Origin of the sequence: Mariniblastus fucicola (genome assembly GCF_008087665.1) — a bacterium.
Taxonomy (GTDB): domain Bacteria; phylum Planctomycetota; class Planctomycetia; order Pirellulales; family Pirellulaceae; genus Mariniblastus; species Mariniblastus fucicola.
In genome coordinates this window covers 778,902-803,060 of sequence record NZ_CP042912.1, presented here as the reverse complement: position 1 = coordinate 803,060, position 24,159 = coordinate 778,902, and the positions used below count along the sequence as shown (strand labels likewise).

The following is a 24,159-nucleotide window of genomic DNA, read 5'->3' as shown; positions in this document are numbered from 1 at the left end:
ATCTGCCGACAACGTTTCGCAAATCTATTTTTTGAAAAAGACACTCCATGCGCAACATGCTTCAGACAGCCATTCTTCTGTTCCTGGCCACCATCTGTGTGAATCCCTGTTTTTCTCAGGACATGGCGATCATCAACGCCAACGTCGCAACGATGGATTCCGACAATCCAAAAGCCGAGGCTTTCATCGTCAAAGATGGCCGGATCGCAGCGGTTGGAACATCGGAAGAAATCTCCAAACAGATCGACGCCGACATGAAAGTGCTCGATCTCGACGGCAAGTTTCTGATGCCGGGCTTCATCGAAGGCCACGGCCATTTTCTGATGCTTGGCGAGATGCGGATGAATCTCGATTTGACCAAAGCCAACTCCTGGGACGAGATCGTCGATCAAGTTCGGCTTGCCGCGGCCAATACGCCGCCAGGAAAATGGATCATCGGTCGCGGTTGGCATCAATCGAAATGGGATGCGCCGCCAAGCCCCAACGTCGAGGGCTATCCGACGCATGAATCGCTCTCGCAAGCGTCGCCAAACAACCCGGTGTTGCTGACGCACGCCAGTGGTCACATGGATTTCGCCAACGCCTACGCGATGCGATTGGCCGGCGTGGAAGATGAAACGAAGAACCCCAAGGGCGGTGAAATTCTTCGCAACGAGGATGGATCCGCGACGGGTGTGTTCCGCGAACGGGCGTCCGGGCTGATTCATTCGGCTCGTTACGCTGATGAAGGCCAGAGCAAAACGAAAGTCTCCGACGTCGCCTATTTGAATCGCGCAGCGGAGCTGGCATCCGAGGAGTGTGTCCGCAAAGGCATCACCAGTTTCCAGGACGCAGGAATGCCATTCGCACAAATTGACTATCTGAAATCAGTTGTTGGTACGCGCGTCAAACCTCGATTATGGGTTATGGTCCGGGACAGCAACCAGAGCCTGATGCTTAATTTGAAATCGGCTCGAACGATTGGCTTCGCCGACAACCACCTGACCGTTCGGGCGATCAAGCGTGCGATCGACGGAGCACTCGGCGCTCACGGAGCATGGTTACTGCAGCCCTACGAAGACATGCCGCTGAGCCGCGGATTGAACACGCGTTCGATTGCCTCGATTGAAGAAGCGGCGGCGTTGGCGATCAAGCACGACTATCAGTTTTGCGTCCACGCGATCGGCGATCGGGCGAACCGTGAAGTGCTGGACATCTTTGAGAAACAGTTCACGGCTAACCCATCGGAAGACTCGCGACGCTGGCGAATTGAACACGCACAACATCTCCATCCGGACGACATTCCCCGTTTTGGAAAGCTGGGAGTGATTGCTGCGATGCAGGCCGTGCACTGTACTTCGGACGCGATCTTCGTACCGAAACGTTTGGGCCAACGACGATCGAAAGACGGTGCTTACGTTTGGCAATCACTGCTAAAAAGCGGAGCCATCGTGACCAACGGAACGGATGCTCCTGTCGAAGACGTCGATCCGATTCCGTGCTTTTTCGCGTCGGTCACGCGTCAGCTAAAACCCGGCGTGACGTTCTTTCCCGAGCAGTGCATGTCGCGGCAGCAGGCACTTGAGGCCTACACGATCAACAACGCGAAGGCGGCTTTTGAGGAAGACATCAAGGGTTCGATCGAAGTCGGCAAGCTGGCTGATTTCGTCGTGCTTTCGAATGACCTTTTGACTTGTGCCGACGATGAGATTCTGGACACAAAAGTTTTGCAAACGGTCATCGGCGGCGAAACAGTTTACGAGGCGAAACCGGAATGAAGTTCGACGAACGTTCGTGAGAGTTTGGCTGGATTAAAAACTCCGCCCAGAGATTTTTGCCAACGTTAAACGGTTTACTCTTCGTCGCTCTCTTCTGGCTGAGCGTTGACTTCGGCGATCTCCAAACCATCGCGATTCGGGCTGAGCCGATAGACCTTGTCGGCGTATCTTTCAAACAGGCCGATGTCATGATGGGAAATCATGACTACCTGAAACTCCAGCTCTCTGGCCGCCTGATGCACGATGTTCACCAGTCGTGGGACGAGCTCTGGACGCAGCCAACAATCCTGCTCGTCAAGCACCAGAAATCGGCGATGTTCGTCGGGATCAAGATTCGCCAAAGCAAACATTCGCAATCCGACGCTCAGAATATTCTGCACCGATCCGCCTTGGCCGCGGTGCACGTCTTCCTTGTTGCCGTCACGTTCAACGGAGAAATTCACTGACGCGGCACCGCTTTTGAAAGCCGCGTGAGACTTGAATTTGATCGGTTGGTCGAGGACTTCTTCGACGGCCTTGGAAAGCTTTTCTTCCATCAGGCCAAGAACTTCTTCGAACAGCTCTTTGCCGAGATGTTCCAGGGCTTCGGAAACCTCCGCCGCGATTTCAAGATGTTCGTCAAGTTCACCGATTCGCGCAGCGACACGTTTCGCTTTGTCGGTGAGCTTCGTACGCTCCCAGGACAGGCGCTTGACGCGGTCGCGAAGTTTTTCGGGAGATTGAATCATGCGGCTTGGGTTTTAGGTGTCGTAGCAGCGGTGGCATCGGCTTCCAGCCTGTGATCGGACGGCAAAACACAGGCTGGAATCCGATGCCACCCGAATGCAGCGGACTAATCCTCAACTTCCGTTTCTGCAAATTGAGATTCGACTTCTTTCAACTTCGCTTCGACTTCATCGAGGCCCTTTTGATACGCAGAACGTTTCTGTTCGTTCTCCTGCTTCATCGCCTCGAGCTTCTCCTGCAGCGCATCCACATCATCAGTGCCAAACTCGGCTTTCGCCTGATCCTGCAACTCAGCGAGACGCTTTTGCGCCTCGTCAAGCTGCGTCTGGACGACGGTCTGCTGCTTGTCCAGTCGCGCAAAACGCTTTTGCAATTGATCAATAGTTTCGTTGCTCATTTTCAACTCCCGTTATTTCTCTACGACCTGTTTGGCAAGCGAGCGAATTTCTGCGGCGACGCTATCGCTATACTCGTCCAGGTTCTGGTCCAAAAACTGAATCAAACCGGCTCCCGAAGAGGTGCGGCGTTTCGTAAGTTCACTCAGCCCCGAAACGAAACTTGAAAGCGGCTCGCTCGTTTTCGATTCGTCAACGTCGTCCAGAAAGAACACGTCTTCGAATCGTTCGTGCGGCACGACGACTGATTTGACTTCGAAACCCGATTCCGGAAACGTGACTTCCGTGACCGTTGGCACGTGAGCGCGGCTGTGTGCCGAACGGGAACGGCGGGAAATGTTGCCCGGGCTCATCCACGTTGTGTCGCCGCGACGGACGGGTTTGGCGGGTCGGTGAATGTGCCCGTTGATCAACAAGTCGACGTTCATCATCTCGAACGGACCGAATTTTCCGTTTTCATAATTGCCGATGTCGATATCGTGATGCGTCAGCCAAACGACCGTTGGCTTGGCGTCGAAAAGTGAATCGCGCGGCACGTTGTCCGTGTCGAAGCACTGCGGAATCCGCTGGCGATACGACGAACCGGCAACGACGACGCGGCGGCCTTCGACCATTCCCGTCCAAAAATCCTGCTCGCCGACCAATTGATAACAGCCGGCTTTGATCAGGATCGAAAGCGAATCGTTTTCGCTCAGTTGCGGATCCGCACAGTCATGATTTCCGTAAATTCCGATTGCCGGATAGGGCATCAGCATTTCGATTAGCTCGCCGATCACCCAAGTCGGATTGTCGCGAGGTTTGTCGAACACGTCGCCCAGAAACGCCGGCAGCAATTTGTGCTTTCGCGCATGTTCAAGACACCAACGGACTTTGCCAAGGATCGCTTCGGGATAGTTGCCTTTGCGGAACCCCGGGTTGCGGCCTTCGATGTGCGGATCGCCGATGACCAGCAAACCGCGGTAGTTTCGAACGGACTTAGCCATGCTGATGGCCTCCGCTGAGGATCACGTCGGCGCTGATTTCGCTTCCGCAAGTCGGGCAGCCAGGGTTTTCGTAAACCCACTGTTCGATTTCCGCCTTTGCCTGGCCGAGTTGCTGTTGAGCCTGTTTCAGTTTCGCGCGAACTTCATTGCAGGACTCGATTTCCGTGCGAAGATCGACGATGCATTTCGCAAGTGCTGAAACAGTTTCGGAATCTTTGGATTCGGGAGGTTCTTGGACTTTGGAAAGCAACTGTTGCTCGGCCGAAAGTTTGGCGACGGTTCTGCGCAGCTTGCGAATCGATCGAAGCTTCGTCCTTAGCGATTCAGAATCGGAGAAAGCAGGAGGCTTGGTCAGCGAATTGAACGTGGCCTTCAACGAAGAACTTTTGCGAATCGAATTTTGCTCGGATCGGAGTTGTTCAATCAGTTTTTGCAGAGAGGCCGGATTGCCAAAGGTCGGCGGTTTGGTGAGCGATTGAAGCGCAGACTGTAGTGCCTGACTTTTTTTGACCGAAGCACGTTCGATGCCGATTTGCTCAATCAGTTTCTGCAGCGAAGCAGGATTGCTGAACTGCGGCGGTTGGGGCAGAGCTTGCAATGCGGAATTGATCGCCGCGAAGCGTTTGGTTTCTTTCTGGCGAAGCGTCAGGTCCGCAAGAGCCTGATCCAGCCGAGCGGTTTTGGCTTCTTCGGTTTTGAGCACTGCGTATTGTTCTTCGATCTTGCCAATCGCGGCGTCGACTTCCGGGACCGATTCGAGACACTCGATCGCCTCGGTGACTTGGGTTTGTTGCGTGGCCAGGCGTTTTCGTTCACGTTTGTTTTCGGCCGTTTGCCGTTTGTGCAAGTCCTGCATTTCGACCAGACGAATCGCGTCCGAGGACGAAGCGAAAAACTGGGCGGCACCCTTGCCTTTATCGCCCAGCAGGAACACGGGATTTCGTTGCTCACCGATGTGAACGTCGAATTTATTGTTGTCGAACTCGACACGCGGTAGACGAAGCGTTTTCTTCAGCTCGTCCCAGACGTCGCTTTCTTTCTTGTTGAGCCGATCGAAATCTTTGCAGTTGATTTTATAGCTGGGCGATCCGCTTTTTTTGCGAATCCATTCGATGCGATGCCCGTCATCGGTTTCGACAATGATGCGGCATTCTTTGGCGCCGTGCCGCAAGACGTAGGTGGAGTTGTCGTTGTGGCAGAGGATCTGCAGGGCGGTGACGATCGCGGATTTGCCGCAGTTGTTGGGGCCAACAAGAACCGTCAGACCGGCCGCCGGTTCGATGACGGTATGCCGGTGCGACATGAAGTTGACAAGTTCAATCCGTTTGATCACTGGAAGGCCTGGTGAAGCGTTTCAATGAAGCCCGCGACGTTACGGGCTGTCGATCCTTCTATCTTTCGCCGAGGAATGGACACGTTTGGTCCAGCGGCGGAGATTGGTTGAAATTATCGGGGAAAAGCAGGTTTTGGCAAGGTTTGGTTTTCGGTTTTCGGTTTTCGGTTTTCGGTGTCAGGACTGAGGACTGCGTATTTGCTGCCGGGTACCGGGTACCGGGTACCGGGTATTTCCCAAGGCCTCAGCCTCTCAACACTCTTCAACGGCAAACTCTTTCAAAGCATCAAGATCCGCAAACTCGACACTCGACATATGCGTGGCCTCCAGGACAACATTTGGCGCCATCCCGGCGTCGTACGCTTCCTGCCAACGCGACGCACAAAGACACCACTTGTCGCCCGCCTTGAGCCCCGGAAATTTATACTCCGGCATCGGCGTCGACAAATCATTGCCCGCCTCTTTGGAGAACTTCAGAAACTCCTCCGTCATGATCGCGCAAACCGTGTGCACACCATGATCCCCCATGCCAGTTCGGCAAAAGCCATCGCGGTAAAAACCTGTCATCGGATCCGTACAGCAGCACTCAAGTTCAGTGCCCAGAACGTTTTTCGGAAGCGCCATTTTCTCTGCCCTTTGTTTGCCTGACACAGACTATTGTAGCACGGCCCACAACGATTACGATGGCGACATGATCTCCGTCGCGCCAGAACCGATCCACGAACTCCCTCAGCCACCGTTTGCGCCGATCGAAAAAATTGACATCGCGATCTGCACGTGGAATCGAGCCGAACTTCTGGAGAAGACGCTCGGCAGCATCAAACGGCTGATCGTGCCGTACCAGGTTCAACTGAGAGTCATCGTCGTGGACAATGGCTCCACGGACGACACGCAAAACGTACTGCGTGCTTTTGCGAACGACCACGCTTTCACCAAGCGACATCGCGTGCTGTTGCTAACGGAAGACCAACAGGGCCACACATACGCCCGCAATCGAGCCGTCGAGCACATCGACAGCGACTTGCTGATCTGGACCGACGACGATGTTCTGCTGGATGCCTCCATGGTCCAGGGCTACGTTGAATTCGCCGACGCGAATCTGGACATCGCCTTTTTCGGCGGCAAGATCGAGCCAGATTTTGAGATCACTCCGGAGCCATGGATCACCGAAAACTGGGACAAGCTCAAAGGCTGTTTCGCGGCCCGCGACCTTGGCGACGAACCGTTGCCGTTGACCAAAGACCGGCTGCCTTATGGAGCGAACTTTGCGATCCGGACGGAGGTACAAAAGTGCTTTCCTTTCGATGCCACGCTTGGCCGTCGGGGCCAACAAGTCAACGGCGAAGACGAACTTGAGATGATGCGTCGCGTGATCGTCGCGGGTTACGATGGTAGCTGGGTTCCTGCCGCGACCGTCCGACACTTCATCGACCGGTCTCGCACGACTGAATTGTATGTACGCGAGTATTTCGTCGGTCAGGGCAGGGCGTTGGCCGCCAAAGGAGAAGCCTGGAGCGACAGCGTCGGCGGACTCAAATGGCGATCGTTTCGGAAGTTCGCGGCATATCGATTCAAGCGACAGTTCGCACCGTCGGAACAATGGGTTTCGCTGATGCTCGAAAGCTCGCTCGCGGCCGGCCAGGCAATCGAACTGGGCAAGTGATTCGTCTTCGCTGGCATTGCCAAATGCTCTAAACTGCGGCCTGACCAACACGAAACGCAGTTAGGCAGTCGCTTGTTCATTCGATCAAAATTCCGGCGCGTAACCAGCCTGCTGTTGATGCTGACCAGCACCATGCTGTCGTCAACCGCCGCCCCGAGTCAATCCATACAGCTGGAATCGTCGCGGCGAAGTCCTGTCGAAAACGAATCGCAACAGGACCCGCAAGATCCGCCGGCAGATGCCGCGAACGCGCCGGCCGGCAAGCGTGATCTGATCACGATGCAGATGATCGACGAAGAGTTGGCCAAGGTTGAAAAGGCCGAACTGGACGAACTGGATAAAGGCGCGATCGTCAAACACTACGTCGCCGCGAGGCAGTATCTGGCGCTGGCGAACACGGACGCCGCGGAAGCCGCCGAGTATCGACTCAAGTCGCAGAGTGTCGTCGAGACACGCGAAGAACTTCGATCAAAAATCGACGAGCTGGACGCCACCGGAAATGTAGTCCAGCGACCGAATGGCAGTCTTGCGGAGCTTGAACAGCAAAAACTTGGACTTGAGAACGATGCAGAAACGGTTCAGCAACAGCTCAAACTTGCGACCGAGGAACCTGCGAGGCGTCGGGCGCGGTTGCTGGAACTTCCGACCCTCGAAAATGATGCTCAGAATCGGCTGGCGGAAGTCCGGGTTCAGTTGGCGACCGAAGCTCCCGACGCTGACAACCCACTGCTGACGCGTGGTCGAATGGTTGAGCTCCGTGCGGAGAAACAGAATCTGGAGCAACGCCTGGAGCTGTACCGGGTGGAACGGGATGTCTACGAGGCCACCTCGGGAATCCTTTCCTTGCAAAAGTCTTTCGCGGCGAGGCAACTCGAACGGGTTAACTCAAATCTCAAAGTCATCGTTGATGCAATTGGTCGGATCCGCGAAAAAGAAACGCAGGATATGCGTCAGGAAGCTGAACAGGCGGTCACCAATAATCTTAATTCGCCATTGAAACCGATCGCGGAGTACAACCTTCAGCTTGCGCAGCGACTGGCAAAGGAAACAGACGAACTGCAAGCCATCAAGGCGTTGCGTAGCGAAGGTCAGATTGCTGTTCAAAAAGTCGAAGCCGAACTGGAGACGATGAAGTCTCGCGTGGATGCAATCGGGCTCAACTACGAAGTTGGAGCGATGCTGCGGCGAGACAAAGTTAACCTGATCAACCAGCAGACTCCGTTTCAAAACAAAGACGTTGCCAGCCAGCTCCAGTCGGTGCAGCTGAACAAGTTCCGTTTTCAGGACGAACGCGCGGATCTTTCGGACATGCCGATGGCTTTGACGCAGGCTTTCGATGCCGCCAACGTGCCCGTCGAAATTCGCGAGAACCTTGCAAGTACTGCGACAGAACTGTTGACCGCACGGCGTCGTATTCTGGAAAAACTCGAAGACGCAGAAACCGATCTACTACACGACCTGATCGAAGTCAAATCGTTGCAGTCGCAGTATGCCAACCAAAGCCAGCAGTTCGCCGACTTTCTTGACGAGCGAATACTCTGGGTGCGTTCAGAACCGGCGATTGGGCACCGCAATGAAAAGGGCGAGTTCACGGACCTGATTGGGATTCAAAAGGCATTCGACTGGTTTGCCAAACCAGACAACTGGCGATCCGTCGCGGCTGCGATCTCAAAGGGATCCAGAGACAATTCGCCCAGCGTCACTTTAATTGCACTGGGACTCTTGGGGCTTGCGCTGTTGCAACCTCGCTCTCGCAGCGAAATCAAACGGCTGGGCTCAATCGCTGCCAAACGCGGATGCCGCGAGTTCGGCCCCACGCTTTCAGCTTTTCTGCAAACGGCCGTTCTGACGTTTTTCTGGCCCGCGATCGGGCTGGCGCTCGGTTGGCTGATGACAACGCAGAATGAAAGTAACTTTTCCTGGTCGATCGGCCGAGCCCTGACGGTAACCACCCTGATCGCTATCACGTTGGAATTGATGCGTTGCGTTTGCCGCAACGAAGGCTTGGCCCAAAATCACTTTTCATGGACCGAAGGATTCCGTGTCGCGGTCAGAAAACATTCGGGCTGGTTCATGGCCATTGGACTGCCAGTCCTGTTCATCATCGTTGCGATCGAATCATCAAACGAAAACGAGTACAACCGGCTTGGCCGCGCGGCAGTGCTGGTTCTGCTGGCCGTCAGCATCGTGTTCACGTTGCGAATCTTTTCGGTCTTCCGCCCCGGAGGAGCATCCTTCGATCCAGAAATGTCTGGCTTCGACGCAACGGTCAGCCGATTTCGATCGCTGGTTTTCGTGGCCGTCATTATCGGCCTGGTGTTGCTGTTCCTGTTCGCGGTCCTGGGCTACTACGAGTCCGTGTACAAGATCGGCGCCAGTTTGCTGCAGTCCATTCAGTTGCTGATCTGGACGGTGATCGTGTTCGGATTGGCAATGCGATTTTTTCTGGTCCGCCGCAGGAACCTGCGATTCGAACAACTGATTCAGCAACGAAAAGCCGCAATCGCTGCAGCGGAAAAACAGGCCGAAAGCGGAATTAGTATCGCCAGCGAAGCTCTCGACATCGATCTGCAAAACGAATCCGGAATGGATATCACGGACGTCAGCAGGCAAGCTCGCGAACTTACCGGAGTCATCTTTTTGATTGTTGTCGGACTTAGCCTGCTGGGGATTTGGCAGTACCTGTTGCCGGCCACAAAAATCCTCGACAGCTGGGAGCTTTGGCGGATCACCGTCGGCTCAGCGGTCGAACTGGTAACGGCGCGAGACCTGCTGCTGTCGCTGGTCGCGTTTGCAATCACCTTTTTCTGTGTGCGTAACATTCCAGGAATGCTGGAGCTGTTGCTCCTACAGCGATTGCCGCTCGACGCGGGTGCGAGATACGCCGTGGCGTCGATCTTTCGATATATTCTGTTGGTTGTCGGTGTGATTGTCGCGCTCGGTTATCTGAAAATCCCATGGTCCAATTACAGCTGGTTGGTCGCTGCGATTTCCGTTGGCCTCGGATTTGGTTTGCAGGAAATTGTCGCGAACTTCGTTTCCGGTTTGATCCTGTTACTCGAAAGACCGGTTCGTGTCGGAGACGTGGTAACAATCGACGGGGTAACAGGTGTCGTTTCACGGATTCAAATGCGAGCTACGACGGTGACGAACTGGGACAATCAGGAGCTGGTCGTTCCGAACAAGGATTTGATTTCGGGAAAGCTTCTGAATTGGACGCTGTCGAGTGTTATCAACAGGATCGCTTTGAAGGTTGGGGTGGCTTACGGAACAGACGTTGGCAAGGTTCGTGAAATCATCACCAAGATCGTTGATCGCCATCCGGATGTTCTCAAGGAGCCTGCGGCAGTCATCACTTTTGAAGAGTTCGGCGACAGCAGTTTGAACTTTGTAATTCGCTGCTGCACGACTTCGATCAAACGCCGCTGGCATTTGGTGGACGAGATTAACTCGGCGATTAATGAGGCGTTTGTGCGAGAGGGAATCGAGATCCCGTTCCCGCAACGCGTGTTGCACATGGTCGAAGATCCTGCGACCGGGGAACCGCCACAGAGTTCCGGTGCAGAGAACGATTGAACAATCTGCTTCGAAACGCTGCAATATCGTTATCAACAACATGGCGTCGATGAGTCTGCTCGCAGAGCCGGAAAGAATGGGCCGTGCCCTGTCCAGGCAGCATACAGATGGTAGCATCGTCCAGACCGGGAGCAGGGCCAAAAAAAAATGACCGTCGATCCGAAGAGCGACGGTCACTTAATGACTGATTAAGCCGGAAACGATTAAGTTTCGCCTTCAGTGCTTTCTTCTTCGTCAGTGTCCGGGCCTGGCGACTCTTCTGCTGCTTCTTCTTCAGCGACAGGAGGCTCGACAACGTCAACTGCGTTTTCGCCAGCAGTTGCTTCTTCAGTAACTGCTTTGCCGTCTTCGAGAAGAACGTCAGAAACGATCGTTCCCTGAATTTCAGTTCCGCCTTCCCAAACGATATTCTGTCCACCGCTGATGACTGTGCCGCCAACAACGCCACCGCTGATGATTTGGCCGCTCATGACTGGAGTCCCAACCATCGATCCGCCGCAACTACCGCATCCGCTGCTAACAACTGGAGAGCTGTAGTAAATTGCTGGTGAGCTGACAACTGGTGAGCTCATGACAGGAGAGCTAACAACTGGCGAGCTGTAAACTGGTGCGTTGTAAACTGGCTGGCTCATGACTGGAGCACTGTAAACTTGCTGAGTCATTGGAGCGCTGTAAACTGGCTGGCTCATGACAGGTGCAGAGTAAGTTGCCTGTGGAACGTACGAGCTTACTGGCTGACTGAAAACGGGAGCTCCACCACCGCAAGAAGTGCACTGAGCCATCGCAGGTACAGCACAAACGGCGACAGCAACTGCCACGCAAAACGAAACAAACTTTTTCATTGGGTATCTCCTGATAGGATTGACGTGACCGTCACAAATTTTTTTCTGCTCTCGAAGGTTGACGAGGCAAAACACTTTTGTTGTTAAGCGGCCAGAGTATTCGAATTCGCCGCACAGACCAGAGGCAGTAACCGAAAGAGGGAACGACAACCTGACTGATCCGCACATTTTGCCAAAGAATACAGCCCTCTGGCAGGACACAATTCAAAAAGTGGCGAAATTTACGATTAAAGAATGTGCTGGCTGAAGTTCCGCAGAGCGCAGCAAGAAAGCACGGCAAAACCGTGCTTTTTCGTAAGCAAATTTCGAAGCGATTTGGAGCAAACGCCTCGATGAATCGAGCCAAATTACTTCTCGTCTTCGGCCTTTTTGACCTTCTTCTTTTTCTTCAGCGAGATCTTTTGAACGCGAACTTTCGGCATGCCGTAAACCGGATCACCTTCGCTCCAGCGGTCAGTATCGATCAGTTTCGCCAATCGCTCCGCACGTGTCATCACGTTTCGCATTTTCGCGGATCCAGCTTTGATTTTCAGGCTTTTGTCGATTGTCATCGGATTGATTTTTGCTGAGGTTTCTGTGATTCAGGACGGATGAGTGTACGCATTGAAGCGAACTGGCTCAAGACATTACTTCTGCGTTTTATCGACCATTCCGGGAAAAAACGCCAGTTCAGGCGTTTAGATGGGCCTGAAATCAAATAAAATCCCGCTGTGAACTCAACTCCGCCCAAATCTGCCGAAAATCAGCCGTCCCAGCGTGCTTCGAATTGGGGCGCCCTGTTCCTGAGAAACGCTGACCAGACCGCATTTTCCCTGGCTTGGCTGGTGGTTGTCCTGGGATGTGGATGGTATCTGGCGACGGCACGCGGAATCGATCTGATCGACATTGATCAGGCTCAACAACAATCGGCTCAGTTTCTAGTAGAAGTTAATTCAGCCACCAAATATGAGTTCGAGTGTCTTCCCGGGATCGGCCCCAAAACCGCGACGGCCATCACGCAATGGCGAGACGAACATGGCCCGTTTGAATCCATCGATGCGTTGGCCAACGTTCCTGGTGTTTCGAACGGGTTGCTGGAAAAGGTACGCCCGTTTTTGCATTTTGAGTCTTTGGACGACGTCACTCAATAAAGGTAGCTGAATGGCTGATACGTTTAATGGATTCCCACCCGGGTTTTTCAAGTTCTACAAAGAGTTGGTCAAGAACAACGAACGTGACTGGTTTAACGCAAACAAGGACCGCTACCTTGACCACGTAGTCGATCCTGCCCTGGCCTTCATCACCGCGATCGAACCAAAGCTAAAGAAAGTCTCGCCATACTTCACGGCGGTCGCCAAACGCAGCGGCGGTTCACTAATGCGGATCTATCGCGACACGCGGTTCTCGAAAAACAAACAGCCATACAAGACGAACCTTGGAATTCACTTTCGCCACGAGATGGGCAAGAACGTACATGCTCCCGGGTTCTATTTTCACTATTCGCCAACGGAAGTTTTCCTCGGCGCCGGCATCTGGCATCCGGATCGCGAACCGCTGAAACAGATTCGCACCGCGATCGTGGAGTATGACGTGAGATGGAAACGTGCCAAAGGCGGCAAGAAGTTCAAAGAATGCTTTGAACTCAGCGGCGACACGCTGAAACGGCCTCCGCGAGATTTCGATCCAGAGCATAAACTGATCGAGGATCTGAAACGCAAGGACTTCATCGCGGTGACGCAATTGAAAGCTGCTGACATGAAGTCACCTGAAATTGTTGACCTGACCATCGATCGTTTCAAACGCGCCAAACCACTGGTAACCTTTCTCTGCGACGCGTTGCACGTGCCGAGCTAGTCGTGGTTGCGGCTTCCAGCCGCAATATTTTGCAGGTATCTAACTGAACCACTGCGGCTGGAAGCCACAGCCACATCATGCCGTCTCTGGCATAAACGTTGGCATCACGATTCCGTTAAACGGCTTAAATTCGCCGTAGACTTGAGACACATGTAACTCGCAGTTCTTCGCGCCCCAACCGTAAGCGGCGCGCACGATTTGCGACGCCTCGACGGGCACCAGAAAGACCATCGTGTTGCCGGCGCGGTGGTTGATCTCGGCTTGCAACAACGCGATCGCGGACTGCTCATCCCGAGCAATGCACGGCCCGATCATGCTGGATGCAGGATGAGAGATCGACACGATCCAGCCCGCCAACTCGTCGTCATCGTATAGTACCGAAGTGTGCCATTGGCCCGATTCATTGGCGATGAAGTGTCGGTAGTCTTTTTCGCGAGTGATATGTGCCACACGGCGTTCCAGTTCCATTATCGCCTCAACGTCATCTATCGTCGCGTCGCGAACATGCAGATTTGACGTGCCGATTCCGCTATCTGGTATCTCAAGGATCATGTCCTGATACGTTTCCCGAGGCACGAAGCCGGCTTTCGTGTACAGCGAATAGGAATCCAGGTTCATCGCACTGGAAACCAGACGAACCGGTTTGTTTTCGGATTCCGCGAGTTCCATGATTCGCCCCAGCATCGTGCGAGCCACTCCTCGGCCAAACGCATCGGGGTGCACGTTCATGATGCCCAACGAAAAATGCGTCTCACGCGGATGATAAAAGCAGGAGCCCAGGACTCGTTTTGAATCGTCTTCCACCGCAACCAGACAGCAGCCCGGATCGAGCGATTCGTAGACTTCGCAGAACAACAATGTCGATTCAGGGCCTTCGGTGAAGATGTCGAAGTTCCGATTGGCCCGGTACCACGCGTTGGTGGAATCGTGAATCAGCGAGGCGACTTCTGGCCACTGATCGGGCTGCATGGTTTGGAGTGTGAAGTTGCTCATGATTGCCTTTCGTTGTCGAATCCCATGGTTGGGCCTGTTCGATCAAGTCGCACATCGTTTAACGGCAAGCCGTTAAACGAATCACGCAGACAACGACGCCACAGCCGAATCATACCGACACCAACCAACTTCCCAGCAATTGCCTACAACGACTCGTTCGGCCCGATCGAAACCGTCGTGTTCACATCCAGCGGGAACTCGACCAGCACCTCATTCACTTCGTCCAGCGTCACACTTTCGTAAAGCGTCGCAATCTCCTCCGGCGTTTTGTAGTCCGCCCCGTTGAGCCACTGCGTGCCGATCGAAAACATCCGCGCCTCGGTCGCTTCGCTGCCCAACACGATCTGCGACGCAATCTTTCGCTTTGCCATCTCCAGCTCACGCTCGTTGGCACCAGCCTGAATCTCCTTTTGCAGCTTCGTCAGCCGTTCGAAATTATCCTTGGCCGCATCCGGACTGCAGCACAGAAACGTCATCACGGCACCGCTACCCAAATATTCACATGGACCGACGCCGATCGATTCCGCGCGACCCGAATCCAGAAATTCCCAATACAGACGGCTGCCTGCGTCGTCTCCAAAAATGCTCATCGCGACTCGCGACGCAAAACGTCGTGGATCATTGGATGCGGGACCGCGAGCCATTTGCAGAATGTACTGCTGAGCCGAATTTTCCCGATGGATCGTGTGAACGCCCGAGCTCACCTTGGCTTCGGTCAAATCGCGACTCACGTCAAACGGCTTCCAGTCGCCACAATTTTGCTCAATGTCTTCAACCAGTCGATCAAAGTCCACTTTACCTGACGCCGCAAACGCGATATTTCCCGGGCTGTACTGTTGGTCAAAGTAACGCTTCATTTGTTCGGCCGACAGATCGCCAACGGTCTCCACCGTACCCAAAACACTTTGTTGCAACGGATGGCCGGCGAAGAATTCTTCCATGATCTTTTCATAGCCGCCGTAGGGAGGCTGGTCGGCGTACATCAAAATCTCTTCGATGATCACCTGTTTTTCGGTCTCGAAGTCTTCTTCCCGCAAGCTCGGACGCATGATATCGCTGAGCAAATTCACCATCGGAGTTTGAAACTCGGGCAGTACCGCGGCGTGATAAATCGTGCTCTCTTCGCCGGTCCTCGCATTGGAACTCGAGCCCATTTCGTCCAGCTCAAGATTCACCTGATCCGCGGAGCGATTCGGCGTGCCTTTGAAGACCATGTGTTCCAGAAAGTGACTCACGCCGCCGATCTCAGCCGTTTCATCGCGTGCTCCAGTGCGAACGAAGAAACCGAACGCCGAAAAATGAGCCTGCGGATTGCACTCGGCCAAAACCGTCAATCCATTGTCAAGCTGATGTTGTCGGTATTCCATTTTTCATTTCCAGAGGAGCGTTGCCAAGCGTTACCAAATCGAAATTCTGCGGTGGGCAGGAAGCAACATGTTCGTTGATCGATTCGACATCCAGGCCGGTGATGATGTCCGTGATTTCCTTGAGCGTTCGCACGCGACCGAGCCGATCCCAGTCCGAAGCGATTGAGCCGGCTCGCGATCGACACGATTCCTGTTGCATGATCATGCCGCTGCGGAACTGGACTTTCAATCGCGAAAGTTCATCTTCCCGAACGCCTTCGCTGATCTTCGAAAGCTCCTGCACCAGCACGTCGAGCGTTTCCTGGGCTCGGGCCGCCGAAGTTCCGCTATGAGCAATCACAGCGCCGCGATCTCCGACCGAAACCGCCGAGGCGAATACGCTGTAGCACAGCCCACGTTTTTCACGGACTTCATGGAACAGCCGTGAACTCATGCCGTCGGATAGCACGCCGATCGCCGCGCGATGCTTGTAGAAATCAGGATGGCTGTAAGCCACGCCCGGCCAGGCCAACGCGATCTGCGTCTGTTCGCTTTCGAATGGAATATGGAACGGGCCATGAACTTCGCCGCTCGATTCGATGGGCTCAACCGGATTCGGCTGCCAATCGTCAAACAGTTGGCCGACGTGTGCCTTGAGAGCTTCAAAATCGATTCCTCCGGCGACCGCGATGATCGTGCCCGCAGGCTGGTAGTATCGCTTCCAAAAATCCTCAATATCTTGCTGGCCAATGCCAGTGATGGACTCGATCGTGCCGTCCGCGTGCCGCCCGTCGGGATCGCCAAAGAACCGCTCGCGCAGTTTGCGAATCGCGCGGCGTGAAAGATCATCTTCGGTGGCCCAGATCTCCTGAAAGCAAACCTGGCGGCCGTCTTCGAGTTGTGATTCAGGCAAATGAGGCTTCCGCAGCACGTCGCGATAGACCGAAAGCGTGTCGTGCAGTTCGGTGGCTTTCATCGCACCGCCGAAGCGAGTGTGATAGTTCGAAGCCGACGAAGTGTAGTCCACGCCCAGCAACTGTAGCTGTTCGATGAACTGCCGCGAGTCAAGCTCTCCGCAGCCGCGTTGCACCATCTCACAGGTGAAGTTCGCAAGGCCATGTTTTCCGGCCTGGTCGTAGCGACCGCCAGCTGGCAACAGGATCGAGAAGGCAGCCGAGGCCAGCCAAGGCATTGGCTGAGCGACCAGGGTCAGACCGTTGTCGTATTGATGATTGAGGATTTGTTCGGATTGCATGTCCGCGTCCTGAGGATGGAATCTCGCATTTTACGCCGGGACGCAGTTGGCTTCCAGCGGTCAGCTACGAGGCGACCGCAGAAAGGTTCGAGGAATGCCGCGAGAAAGTGCGTTTTCTTTTTTCAGCGATTTTCGATTTGAGTCAGCTTACAGCGTTAACTGGGCTGCTGACGATTGGTTCACTCTTGGTCGCTTCCTTGCGACTCGGTGCTGTCGCTCTATTTATCATTTGTTCGTTGCGGCAGGCACCACTTTCATCCATTTGATTTCCCGAAAGGCATTGTCATGTTCAAGAATTCTCGAACCCGTTCGCGACGAAACAGGCGTCACCGCCGCCAAGACGTTCAAACGACCAGCTACGGATCACTCGAAGACAGGCGATTGCTGGCCGGGAACGTGACCGTCGCCAACACCGACAACCTCTATATTCGCGGCGACAGCCTGGACAACCAGATCGAAATCATCGGCAATGATGATGGCTCAATTTCAGTAATTGGAAAAAATGGGACCACGGTCAATGGACAGGCGACTCCGCTGACGATCGCGGGTGGCGAGATCGACACGCAGATCAATGGCGTACGAGCTTCCTATGACTTTGGGCTTCGCGCCAACGTTGGGCAGGGCGATGACTCATTGCTGATCGAAGGCGTCGAATTTAAGGGCAGCTCAATCGTTTACGGCGGGCCTGGCGATGATTCGGTCGGAGCGTATCAGACCAACTTCCGGGACCGTCTGTTGCTACAAACCTTCACCGGCAACGATTCGGTCTCCCTTGATACGGCCGACGTGGGAAAAGATCTCTACATCCTGACTCTCGATGGCTCGGACACGATCGGAATCGACACGGCTCAACTTGAAGGCGATGTGTTCGTCGTGGGAGGCAATGGCAGGGACGCGATTGCGGTTAAGGATAGCACCGTGCTGAACGAACTGTTAGTCCTGTCGCAAAATGGCAACGACTATGTTTCGTTGGAAAACGTTCTCGTGGGAGAGCGAACTGGCGTCTTCGGGGGCGACGGCAATGACGACATTAGCCTCGACTATTCCAACGTTGCCTTTGTTCGCAACACCATCGTTGGAGGCCAGAGCAACTTCGATCGATTTGCCATCAACGTACCGGACGTTCAGCGTGACGGAATCGAACTGAGAACATTTGAGCTGGGCGGTCTGGAAGACGATGTAGCCAGACGAAAGATGGTGTTTGACGATTTGATCGTCAGCGGGGCACGGTTGGGCACGGTCACTGAACTGGCGATTCTGACACCCGATCTTTCTACATTGACCGGCGCGGTGGTGGCGACCGATTTGGCCGGAGCGCTCAACGACACGCCGAACCTGACTGTGTTCGCTCCGCTGAATTCGGCCTTTGACAAGCTGCCTGACGGAACTCTGGAGAGCCTGACAGGAGAACAGCTTTCCAACATTCTGCTGTTTCACGTTTTGGGAGAATCCGTCTTTGCTTCAGAGCTGATTACACGCACCGAAGTCGAAACGTTGCTCGGCCCATCGTTTACTGTCGAACTCAATGACGATGGCGTGTTGTTGAATGACAACGTAACGCTGGCAGCGACTGACATCCGCGCCAAGAACGGAGTCGTTCATTTGGTGAATGAAGTCCTGCTTCCAGCAAGTTAATTGAAACGCCATGAACGAAGGTGACATCGGCTTTTGGCCTGTGAAACGATCGCTCTGTTAAGCATCGCAAATCAATTCATTTTTTTTGCGAAGCAGCTAACACGATTTGCGCAATCACACGCTGGAAGTCGATGCACGTTTTCCTTGTTTCGCGAAGCGACAGCTCAATTGGCTTGAAATCGCGACATAAGGTTCAATCCGAAATTGCTTGCCAACTCAATCCTTTGAGCTGTAAAATTTGTCGTCACCATTCACGACGTCAACAAAGGAAACGCTCATGCCCATTGCCACAAACTCTTCGGTTCCTGAAAGTCTTCGCTCGTTTCTCGCTACGCCAAGGAAGCTGTTGATCGGCGGACAATGGGTGGAAGCCAAATCAGGTAAAACTTTTGACGTCTTCGATCCGGCGACCGACGAGGTCATCGCCCAGGCTGCCGCGGGAGATGCCGCCGACGTGGACCTTGCCGTTGCAGCGGCGCGAAAGGCATTTGACGCCGGCCCGTGGTCGAGGATGACGGCGTCACAACGAGGCCAAATCATCTGGAAGATCGGAGATCTGATCGAGCAGAACGCGGATGAACTTGCGGCGATGGAAACGCTCGACAATGGCAAACCGCTGGGCGTTGCCAAAGCTGCCGACGTGGCGTTGGCGGCTGACATGTTTCGCTACATGGCGGGCTGGGCGACGAAAATCGAAGGCAACACGATTCCGTTAAACGTGCCTTACGTTCCGGGCGGCCAGTTCCATGCTTATACGCTCAAGGAACCCATTGGTGTCGTTGGACAGATCATCCCCTGGAATTTTCCGCTGTTGATGGCGGCGTGGAAATTGGGACCGGCGCTGGCGACCGGTTGCACGATCGTACTAAAGCCAGCCGAACAAACTCCAATCAGTGCGATTCGTTTGGGCGAGCTTTGTCAGGAAGCCGGCATCCCCGATGGCGTCGTGAACATCATCACTGGTTTCGGGGAAACAGCCGGTGCTGCAATCGCGGCTCACGACGACATCGACAAAGTCGCTTTCACCGGCTCAACAGAAGTCGGCAAGATTATCCTCAAAGCCGCTGCTGGAAATTTGAAGAAGGTCACCCTGGAACTTGGCGGCAAAAGCCCGAACGTGGTCTACGACGACGCGGATCTGGATACTGCCATTGCCGGTGCAGCGGACGCGATCTTTTTCAACCAGGGGCAAGTCTGCAGTGCTGGTTCGCGACTGTTTGTGCAGTCTGGGATCTACGATGAAGTCGTGGCTGGCGTCAGCGAGATCGCCAACAACATGAAAGTCGGCAGTGGTTTCGACGCCGCAACGCAAATGGGTCCGCTGGTTTCGCGCGAGCAGTTCGATCGCGTTGCTGGCTACCTGAAAGCCGGACTCGACGCGGGCGCAGAAGCATCGGCCGGCGGCGCGGCGATCGATCGGCCCGGCTATTTCGTTCAACCAACGGTTTTGAAGAACGCGACCACAGAAATGTCGATTGTCCAGGAAGAGATCTTTGGCCCAGTGGTCGCCGCGATGCCATTCGACAACGAAGCCGAAATCGCGAGCCAGGCCAACGACACGAGTTTCGGTTTGGCGGCCGGCATTTGGACTCGTGACATTTCCAAGGCTCACAAACTAGCCAAACAGGTGAAAGCCGGAACCGTGTGGGTCAACTGCTACAGCATCTTTGACGCCGCTTTGCCCTTCGGCGGTTACAAGCAATCCGGTTGGGGTCGTGAAATGGGCCACGCGGCTCTGGAGAATTATCTGCAAACGAAATCGGTGTGCGTTAGTCTGTAGCAGACGTACGGTCAGCGCCCGAATTGATATCGGCGAAAACAATCTGACGCGTCGAAGCAGCAACCTGAAACGTTGGTGGCTAGTTCGAGTTCGGATTAAAGTTTTCCAACTCACCGGGTCGGAACCGATCAGAAATGATCTGGTCGCCAGACTCGGAGTCGTAAAAGACGACTGAACAGTTGGATTGCTCTTCAATTCGTTTGTTCAGGTCGCCGTGAATCCAGATCGAAAACCTCGACTGCTCGAAGCGAGGCATCAGAATGACTTTCGCCTTGCAGAATTCTGCATAGCGAACGATCGTGCTGACTCTGTCTCCGAAATCAATTTCCAACCGGGCTCCAGCCAACGAGCTGGAGCATTTCACGGCATTGTCGAAAACGGTCCGAATTTTGGTTTCCAACCGCGAAGGCGGTAAGTCCGAATGGCCGGGAGTCGAGTATGCGTAAATCGACTCGTGAGGCATGACTCGCAGACAGGCAACCGAAACGTCCTTCAACGTTCCGACGTAACGGTCCGCAATCGCGATGGACTTCTTCGTCCCATCCCAGACAAACAATAGCTCTCTGGGTTCATAACGCATATTCATGTCCAACTCCTTGTTCAATTAAAAACTGAAATCAAGTCAAAACTTGAACGGTCACTTCACACTGCCACTCCCGCAGGATGCACTTTATCGGAAAGCACAGCAGCAGAAGAGGCTGTCGAATCTTCTGCGGACTCACTGGCCTCTGACTGAAACGCTCCGTGCAAGCGATCCCAATCCATCACCAGAGAACCGCCATCTTCGACATGCGATTCAGCCCAATTCATCAGCAACTCGAAGCAGGCGTGATCAATGTAGTCAACTTTCTCGAGACACACATGGAGCTCCGCATCTCCAGGCAATTGGTCAAGATACTCCGCGAGGATCGGCAAGCGAAGAAATGTAGCTGCTCCCCGAAGTTTTAGCTCATAGCGATGCTTTGCCTCGTCAGCGACCAACTCGACATCGAGGTGGCTGAATCGATGCAAAAGCTTGCCTGCCGAAAGGGCAACCCCCACCATCACGCCGATCAAAAGGTCGACCGACACAATAATAGCAAGAGTTGTCAGATAGATCGCTGCTTCGGATTTGCCGACTTTCCAGAGCCCCTTCAATTGAGCCGGATTGAGAAGCTTGAATCCGGTGTAAACCAGAAGCGCACCCAATGCTGATTTCGGAATATAAGTTAGCAGTTGCGGAAGGAAGCAGACGAACAGCAGCAACCAGGCTCCATGGATAATCGTAGATTTCCGAGTCCGTGCTCCTGCGTGGACGTTGGCGGAACTCCGCACGATGACTCCGGTCATGGGCAGTGCGCCGACCAGCCCGCAAAGCGTATTGCCGACTCCTTGCGATATCAATTCCTGATCATAGTCGGTTTTCACACCAATATCGCGTGACATGTCGTCGACCGCAGCGGCCGTCAACAACGTCGCCGCGCTGGCGACGAGCGCGATCACAAACGCAGAAACCCAAATGGATGGTTCGATGATCAGGCCAAACCACGAGACGTTCGGAAACGAAACTTCGCTGAACATATTGTCAGGGACCGATAGCTGGATGACCTCAAAATTTGCAATGATGGCGAACAGCGTAGCGACGACAATTCCGACGAGAGCTCCAGGAATGAAGCTGATTTTCTTGGGGGCGAACTTACTCCACGCGATAATAGTTCCGATCGTGACAATCCCGATCATTGCGGCCAGGTGGTGATTCTCTGCACCTTCGGTGAAGCACTTTGTAATTGCGGCAGGAATCGTCGCGAGATACTGCAACCCACCTCGTGCAGGTTTGTCGCCCCACATCGCGGAATGATCCAGCATCACGTGAAACTGGCTGATCAGAATAAGGGCTCCGATCCCCGAAAGCATGCCTTTGATGACAGCAGGTGACACAGCTCGAAACCATCGCCCCAGCTTCATCTTTCCAGCCACAAGCTGCATGATGCCCGCAAGCACAACGGCGCAGCCCAACGCGGCCATTGCATAGGCCATCGCCGACTGTTCGGCTCCGGCAACGTCACCAACCAGTTGAAGATGCTTGTCGCGGTTGGTGAAGATAATATCCGCCACGATCACAAACAGTCCCGCTGCTGGACCGCTGACTTGCAACGGAGAACCTGCGATGGAACCGACGATCAGACCACCGATGATGCCCGTAATCAGTGCCCGGGCCGGGTTGACGCCGACTGCTACGGCGATCCCGATGCATAGCGGGAGGGCGACCAGAAAGACAACAACCGATGCGAGCAGGTCGTTGGTGAAGTAGCGAAACGCTCCCGTTTGTTCGGTTTCTTCAACCTTTGGGCCAGATTCAGCTGAGTTCAACATTCGGTAATCCCTTTTGATGATGCGACACTGAAGTCTCATCTATATTTATAGGCTGTGCACACCACGAAGGAAAAGTCGTTTATTTTGGTTCAACATGTCGAAAATATTGACATGTTGACAAAAGCGACATATCTTTTGCTTATGGAATGGCTCAACTATCACCACCTTTTCTACTTCTGGACCGTCGCCAGAGAGGGAACTGTAACAGCGGCTGCAAAAGAACTTCATGTGGCCCGGACTACGATCACCGCTCAGGTTCGCGAGTTGGAAAAGTCAGCCGGAGCGAAACTGTTTCGCAAATCAGGGCGATATCTGGAGCTGACGGAGTTCGGCCAGCACGTTTTTCACTACGCGGAAGAGATCTTTCTGATCGGTCGAGAGCTGACCGATTTTATGAAAACAGGCCAACCGGGGATGACGAAAAAGTTCGTTGTTGGCATGCCCGACGTCGTGCCCAAACTGGTGGCATTTGAATTGCTCAAACCAGCAATTCATCATCCTGAGGGTTTTCAGATCGTGTGCTACGAGGGCAAACTGCCTGAACTGATGGCGGACCTCGCGTTGCATCGTTTGGACCTGATCATCTCGGACTCAGTGGCTCCTCCAACGGTTGATGTGAAAGCTTACAGTCACCGACTGGGGGAATGTGGGCTTTCTTTTCTGGCAGTCCCCGAACTGGCCAGGAAGCATCGCCAAAAATTTCCCAAGTCGTTGACAGGAGCACCGCTATGTTTGCCGACAGAACATACCGCGGTACGACGTGCGCTCAATCACTGGATGGATGACAACGATATTCATCCAAGAATCGTTGCGGAGTTTGAAGACAGTGCTTTGCTCAAAGTTTTCGGTCAGTCCGGATTGGGCATCGTGCCGATTCCAACCGCCATCGAAAAAGAAGTTAAAGAGCAATACGACATGCAGCTTGTCGGACGGCTCGAAGACGTGGTCGATCGGTTCTTCGCAATCTCGGTTGAGAAACGAGTGCACCATCCCGCCGTTCAGGCGATCGTAGAACAGGCGCGAAGCGAAATCTTCGAAGTCAAATAGCGACGTCGAATTCTACTGCACCAGCCGGGAGACATCTGGCTTCTTGAGCAACGCAAGAAATTCGGATTTGCTCATCGCACCGCGGACCTCTTCGATCACGTTGCCTTCAGCGTCAGTGATGATTGTCGTTGGAGTGATGTGGGCTCGATAACGTTCGATGGCTTCTGCCGAATCGCCGGGTTTCCCCATGTCGATCAGGACCGGCGTGAAACTCGCGTTGACGATAGACTCAACCTCGTCGTCGGCCCAGACGGTTCGCTTCATGATCCGACAGGGAACACACCACTCGCCGGTGAAGAACAGAACCATTGGTTTCCCGGACTGCACGGACTGCTGTTGGCCCGACGGAAATTCGTCCGCCCAAGCGATGCCGTTGCCAGGCACGTAGAAGCAATACCATGCGTAGGCGAGCGACAATACCAGCGTGGCCAACCAGAACGCTTGCCACATCCGAAAGAGTATTCCTTTCGCTGGCTTGGATTCAGGATGCGAAAGTACTGCTGTGGTATTGTTCATGATTTCCTCGGTGAAACGGCCTTTCGGTGGATTGGCTTTGGATCAAAAGCGATCTTCAACCATCGAGTACTGCCCGAACGACGTGCTCGGGTATCAGCCCTCTACCCTGACACCCGCTTTATTTTCC

The 24,159-nt window shown here is 54.1% G+C and carries 21 protein-coding genes; 8 read left to right on the top strand and 13 right to left on the bottom strand.

The features are described from left to right. The first annotated feature begins 47 nt into the window (after window positions 1-47). Window positions 48-1,757 (top strand): amidohydrolase, encoded by a 1,710-nt coding sequence (locus tag MFFC18_RS02930; protein ID WP_075085293.1) that lies wholly within the window; start codon window positions 48-50, stop codon window positions 1,755-1,757. A gap of 74 nt (window positions 1,758-1,831) precedes the next feature. Here the strand turns inward: MFFC18_RS02930 and MFFC18_RS02925 are convergent, their stop codons facing one another. The 5 genes from MFFC18_RS02925 to MFFC18_RS02905 all read right to left on the bottom strand — a co-directional run bounded on the left by MFFC18_RS02925 (window position 1,832) and on the right by MFFC18_RS02905 (window position 5,818). Beyond that, on the bottom strand, window positions 1,832-2,485 hold the full coding sequence (locus MFFC18_RS02925) for a P-loop NTPase family protein (protein WP_075085294.1): 654 nt from the start codon (window positions 2,483-2,485) through the stop codon (window positions 1,832-1,834). A gap of 104 nt (window positions 2,486-2,589) precedes the next feature. Beyond that, window positions 2,590-2,880: a hypothetical protein gene (locus tag MFFC18_RS02920; protein WP_075085295.1), complete on the bottom strand. Its 291-nt coding sequence runs from the start codon at window positions 2,878-2,880 to the stop codon at window positions 2,590-2,592. A gap of 12 nt (window positions 2,881-2,892) precedes the next feature. Continuing rightward, on the bottom strand, window positions 2,893-3,861 hold the full coding sequence (locus tag MFFC18_RS02915) for a metallophosphoesterase (protein ID WP_075085296.1): 969 nt from the start codon (window positions 3,859-3,861) through the stop codon (window positions 2,893-2,895). Continuing rightward, the gene (locus MFFC18_RS02910; protein ID WP_075085297.1) at window positions 3,854-5,194 is read right to left on the bottom strand and encodes an AAA family ATPase; all 1,341 of its coding nucleotides are present in this window, start codon (window positions 5,192-5,194) and stop codon (window positions 3,854-3,856) included. The genes MFFC18_RS02915 and MFFC18_RS02910 overlap by 8 nt, the downstream gene beginning before the upstream one ends. A 252-nt stretch (window positions 5,195-5,446) precedes the next feature. After that, entirely contained in the window at window positions 5,447-5,818 is a 372-nt protein-coding gene (locus MFFC18_RS02905; protein WP_075085298.1) for a DUF2237 family protein, read from the bottom strand. 67 nt (window positions 5,819-5,885) lie between these two features. Here MFFC18_RS02905 and MFFC18_RS02900 point away from each other — a divergent pair, with 67 nt between their 5' ends. Both MFFC18_RS02900 and MFFC18_RS02895 read left to right on the top strand, forming a co-directional pair. After that, on the top strand, window positions 5,886-6,857 hold the full coding sequence (locus tag MFFC18_RS02900; protein ID WP_148618604.1) for a glycosyltransferase: 972 nt from the start codon (window positions 5,886-5,888) through the stop codon (window positions 6,855-6,857). Window positions 6,858-6,989: 132 nt separating this feature from the next. Beyond that, a complete protein-coding gene (locus tag MFFC18_RS02895) occupies window positions 6,990-10,433 on the top strand; it encodes a mechanosensitive ion channel domain-containing protein (protein WP_162273976.1) in 3,444 nt (1,147 codons plus the stop codon). Window positions 10,434-10,636: 203 nt separating this feature from the next. Here the strand turns inward: MFFC18_RS02895 and MFFC18_RS02890 are convergent, their stop codons facing one another. Both MFFC18_RS02890 and MFFC18_RS02885 read right to left on the bottom strand, forming a co-directional pair. After that, window positions 10,637-11,275 carry a hypothetical protein gene (locus tag MFFC18_RS02890; RefSeq protein WP_075085301.1) on the bottom strand — a complete coding sequence of 213 codons (639 nt, stop codon included), beginning with the start codon at window positions 11,273-11,275 and terminating at the stop codon, window positions 10,637-10,639. A gap of 347 nt (window positions 11,276-11,622) precedes the next feature. After that, the gene (locus MFFC18_RS02885) at window positions 11,623-11,826 is read right to left on the bottom strand and encodes a small basic protein (RefSeq protein WP_087149671.1); all 204 of its coding nucleotides are present in this window, start codon (window positions 11,824-11,826) and stop codon (window positions 11,623-11,625) included. Window positions 11,827-11,985: 159 nt separating this feature from the next. Between MFFC18_RS02885 and MFFC18_RS02880 the strand changes: the two genes are divergently transcribed. Together MFFC18_RS02880 and MFFC18_RS02875 are read left to right on the top strand one after the other, a co-directional pair. Continuing rightward, window positions 11,986-12,405 (top strand): ComEA family DNA-binding protein, encoded by a 420-nt coding sequence (locus MFFC18_RS02880; RefSeq protein WP_075085302.1) that lies wholly within the window; start codon window positions 11,986-11,988, stop codon window positions 12,403-12,405. 10 nt (window positions 12,406-12,415) lie between these two features. After that, window positions 12,416-13,108 carry a DUF2461 domain-containing protein gene (locus tag MFFC18_RS02875; RefSeq protein ID WP_075085303.1) on the top strand — a complete coding sequence of 231 codons (693 nt, stop codon included), beginning with the start codon at window positions 12,416-12,418 and terminating at the stop codon, window positions 13,106-13,108. A gap of 75 nt (window positions 13,109-13,183) precedes the next feature. Here MFFC18_RS02875 and MFFC18_RS02870 read toward each other — a convergent pair whose 3' ends face one another. From MFFC18_RS02870 to MFFC18_RS02860, 3 genes are all read right to left on the bottom strand, one after another. Next, window positions 13,184-14,101 carry a GNAT family N-acetyltransferase gene (locus MFFC18_RS02870; RefSeq protein ID WP_084417235.1) on the bottom strand — a complete coding sequence of 306 codons (918 nt, stop codon included), beginning with the start codon at window positions 14,099-14,101 and terminating at the stop codon, window positions 13,184-13,186. A 143-nt stretch (window positions 14,102-14,244) separates the two neighbouring features. Next, window positions 14,245-15,468 (bottom strand): M16 family metallopeptidase, encoded by a 1,224-nt coding sequence (locus MFFC18_RS02865; protein WP_075085304.1) that lies wholly within the window; start codon window positions 15,466-15,468, stop codon window positions 14,245-14,247. Then, window positions 15,443-16,702: a M16 family metallopeptidase gene (locus tag MFFC18_RS02860; protein WP_075085305.1), complete on the bottom strand. Its 1,260-nt coding sequence runs from the start codon at window positions 16,700-16,702 to the stop codon at window positions 15,443-15,445. Before MFFC18_RS02860 ends, MFFC18_RS02865 begins: the two co-directional genes overlap by 26 nt. Window positions 16,703-16,987: 285 nt before the next feature. Between MFFC18_RS02860 and MFFC18_RS02855 the strand changes: the two genes are divergently transcribed. Both MFFC18_RS02855 and MFFC18_RS02850 read left to right on the top strand, forming a co-directional pair. Then, window positions 16,988-18,337, top strand: coding sequence for a fasciclin domain-containing protein (locus tag MFFC18_RS02855; RefSeq protein ID WP_084417236.1), 1,350 nt, complete (start codon window positions 16,988-16,990; stop codon window positions 18,335-18,337). Window positions 18,338-18,614: 277 nt separating this feature from the next. After that, window positions 18,615-20,117, top strand: coding sequence for an aldehyde dehydrogenase family protein (locus tag MFFC18_RS02850; protein ID WP_075085307.1), 1,503 nt, complete (start codon window positions 18,615-18,617; stop codon window positions 20,115-20,117). A gap of 79 nt (window positions 20,118-20,196) precedes the next feature. Here MFFC18_RS02850 and MFFC18_RS02845 read toward each other — a convergent pair whose 3' ends face one another. Together MFFC18_RS02845 and MFFC18_RS02840 are read right to left on the bottom strand one after the other, a co-directional pair. After that, window positions 20,197-20,703 carry a universal stress protein gene (locus MFFC18_RS02845; RefSeq protein ID WP_148618602.1) on the bottom strand — a complete coding sequence of 169 codons (507 nt, stop codon included), beginning with the start codon at window positions 20,701-20,703 and terminating at the stop codon, window positions 20,197-20,199. A 56-nt stretch (window positions 20,704-20,759) separates the two neighbouring features. Next, complete coding sequence (locus MFFC18_RS02840; RefSeq protein WP_084417246.1) at window positions 20,760-22,469, bottom strand: SulP family inorganic anion transporter; 1,710 nt, start codon at window positions 22,467-22,469, stop codon at window positions 20,760-20,762. Window positions 22,470-22,610: 141 nt separating this feature from the next. On the opposite strand from MFFC18_RS02840, the gene nhaR reads away from it, so the two are divergent. Further along, window positions 22,611-23,516 carry a transcriptional activator NhaR gene (nhaR, locus tag MFFC18_RS02835; protein ID WP_075085350.1) on the top strand — a complete coding sequence of 302 codons (906 nt, stop codon included), beginning with the start codon at window positions 22,611-22,613 and terminating at the stop codon, window positions 23,514-23,516. A 12-nt stretch (window positions 23,517-23,528) separates the two neighbouring features. Here nhaR and MFFC18_RS02830 read toward each other — a convergent pair whose 3' ends face one another. Next, complete coding sequence (locus MFFC18_RS02830; RefSeq protein WP_075085310.1) at window positions 23,529-24,032, bottom strand: thioredoxin family protein; 504 nt, start codon at window positions 24,030-24,032, stop codon at window positions 23,529-23,531. Window positions 24,033-24,159 lie beyond the last annotated feature (127 nt).

Coding starts and splice junctions, on each gene's coding strand:
- MFFC18_RS02930 (WP_075085293.1), top strand. CDS start 48: ATGCGCAACATGCTTCAGACAGCCATTCTTCTGTTCCTGGCCACCATC.
- MFFC18_RS02925 (WP_075085294.1), bottom strand. CDS start 2,485: ATGATTCAATCTCCCGAAAAACTTCGCGACCGCGTCAAGCGCCTGTCC.
- MFFC18_RS02920 (WP_075085295.1), bottom strand. CDS start 2,880: ATGAGCAACGAAACTATTGATCAATTGCAAAAGCGTTTTGCGCGACTG.
- MFFC18_RS02915 (WP_075085296.1), bottom strand. CDS start 3,861: ATGGCTAAGTCCGTTCGAAACTACCGCGGTTTGCTGGTCATCGGCGAT.
- MFFC18_RS02905 (WP_075085298.1), bottom strand. CDS start 5,818: ATGGCGCTTCCGAAAAACGTTCTGGGCACTGAACTTGAGTGCTGCTGT.
- MFFC18_RS02900 (WP_148618604.1), top strand. CDS start 5,886: ATGATCTCCGTCGCGCCAGAACCGATCCACGAACTCCCTCAGCCACCG.
- MFFC18_RS02895 (WP_162273976.1), top strand. CDS start 6,990: ATGCTGTCGTCAACCGCCGCCCCGAGTCAATCCATACAGCTGGAATCG.
- MFFC18_RS02890 (WP_075085301.1), bottom strand. CDS start 11,275: ATGAAAAAGTTTGTTTCGTTTTGCGTGGCAGTTGCTGTCGCCGTTTGT.
- MFFC18_RS02885 (WP_087149671.1), bottom strand. CDS start 11,826: ATGACAATCGACAAAAGCCTGAAAATCAAAGCTGGATCCGCGAAAATG.
- MFFC18_RS02875 (WP_075085303.1), top strand. CDS start 12,416: ATGGCTGATACGTTTAATGGATTCCCACCCGGGTTTTTCAAGTTCTAC.
- MFFC18_RS02870 (WP_084417235.1), bottom strand. CDS start 14,101: ATGAGCAACTTCACACTCCAAACCATGCAGCCCGATCAGTGGCCAGAA.
- MFFC18_RS02865 (WP_075085304.1), bottom strand. CDS start 15,468: ATGGAATACCGACAACATCAGCTTGACAATGGATTGACGGTTTTGGCC.
- MFFC18_RS02860 (WP_075085305.1), bottom strand. CDS start 16,702: ATGCAATCCGAACAAATCCTCAATCATCAATACGACAACGGTCTGACC.
- MFFC18_RS02855 (WP_084417236.1), top strand. CDS start 16,988: ATGTTCAAGAATTCTCGAACCCGTTCGCGACGAAACAGGCGTCACCGC.
- MFFC18_RS02850 (WP_075085307.1), top strand. CDS start 18,615: ATGCCCATTGCCACAAACTCTTCGGTTCCTGAAAGTCTTCGCTCGTTT.
- MFFC18_RS02845 (WP_148618602.1), bottom strand. CDS start 20,703: ATGAATATGCGTTATGAACCCAGAGAGCTATTGTTTGTCTGGGATGGG.
- MFFC18_RS02840 (WP_084417246.1), bottom strand. CDS start 22,469: ATGTTGAACTCAGCTGAATCTGGCCCAAAGGTTGAAGAAACCGAACAA.
- nhaR (WP_075085350.1), top strand. CDS start 22,611: ATGGAATGGCTCAACTATCACCACCTTTTCTACTTCTGGACCGTCGCC.
- MFFC18_RS02830 (WP_075085310.1), bottom strand. CDS start 24,032: ATGAACAATACCACAGCAGTACTTTCGCATCCTGAATCCAAGCCAGCG.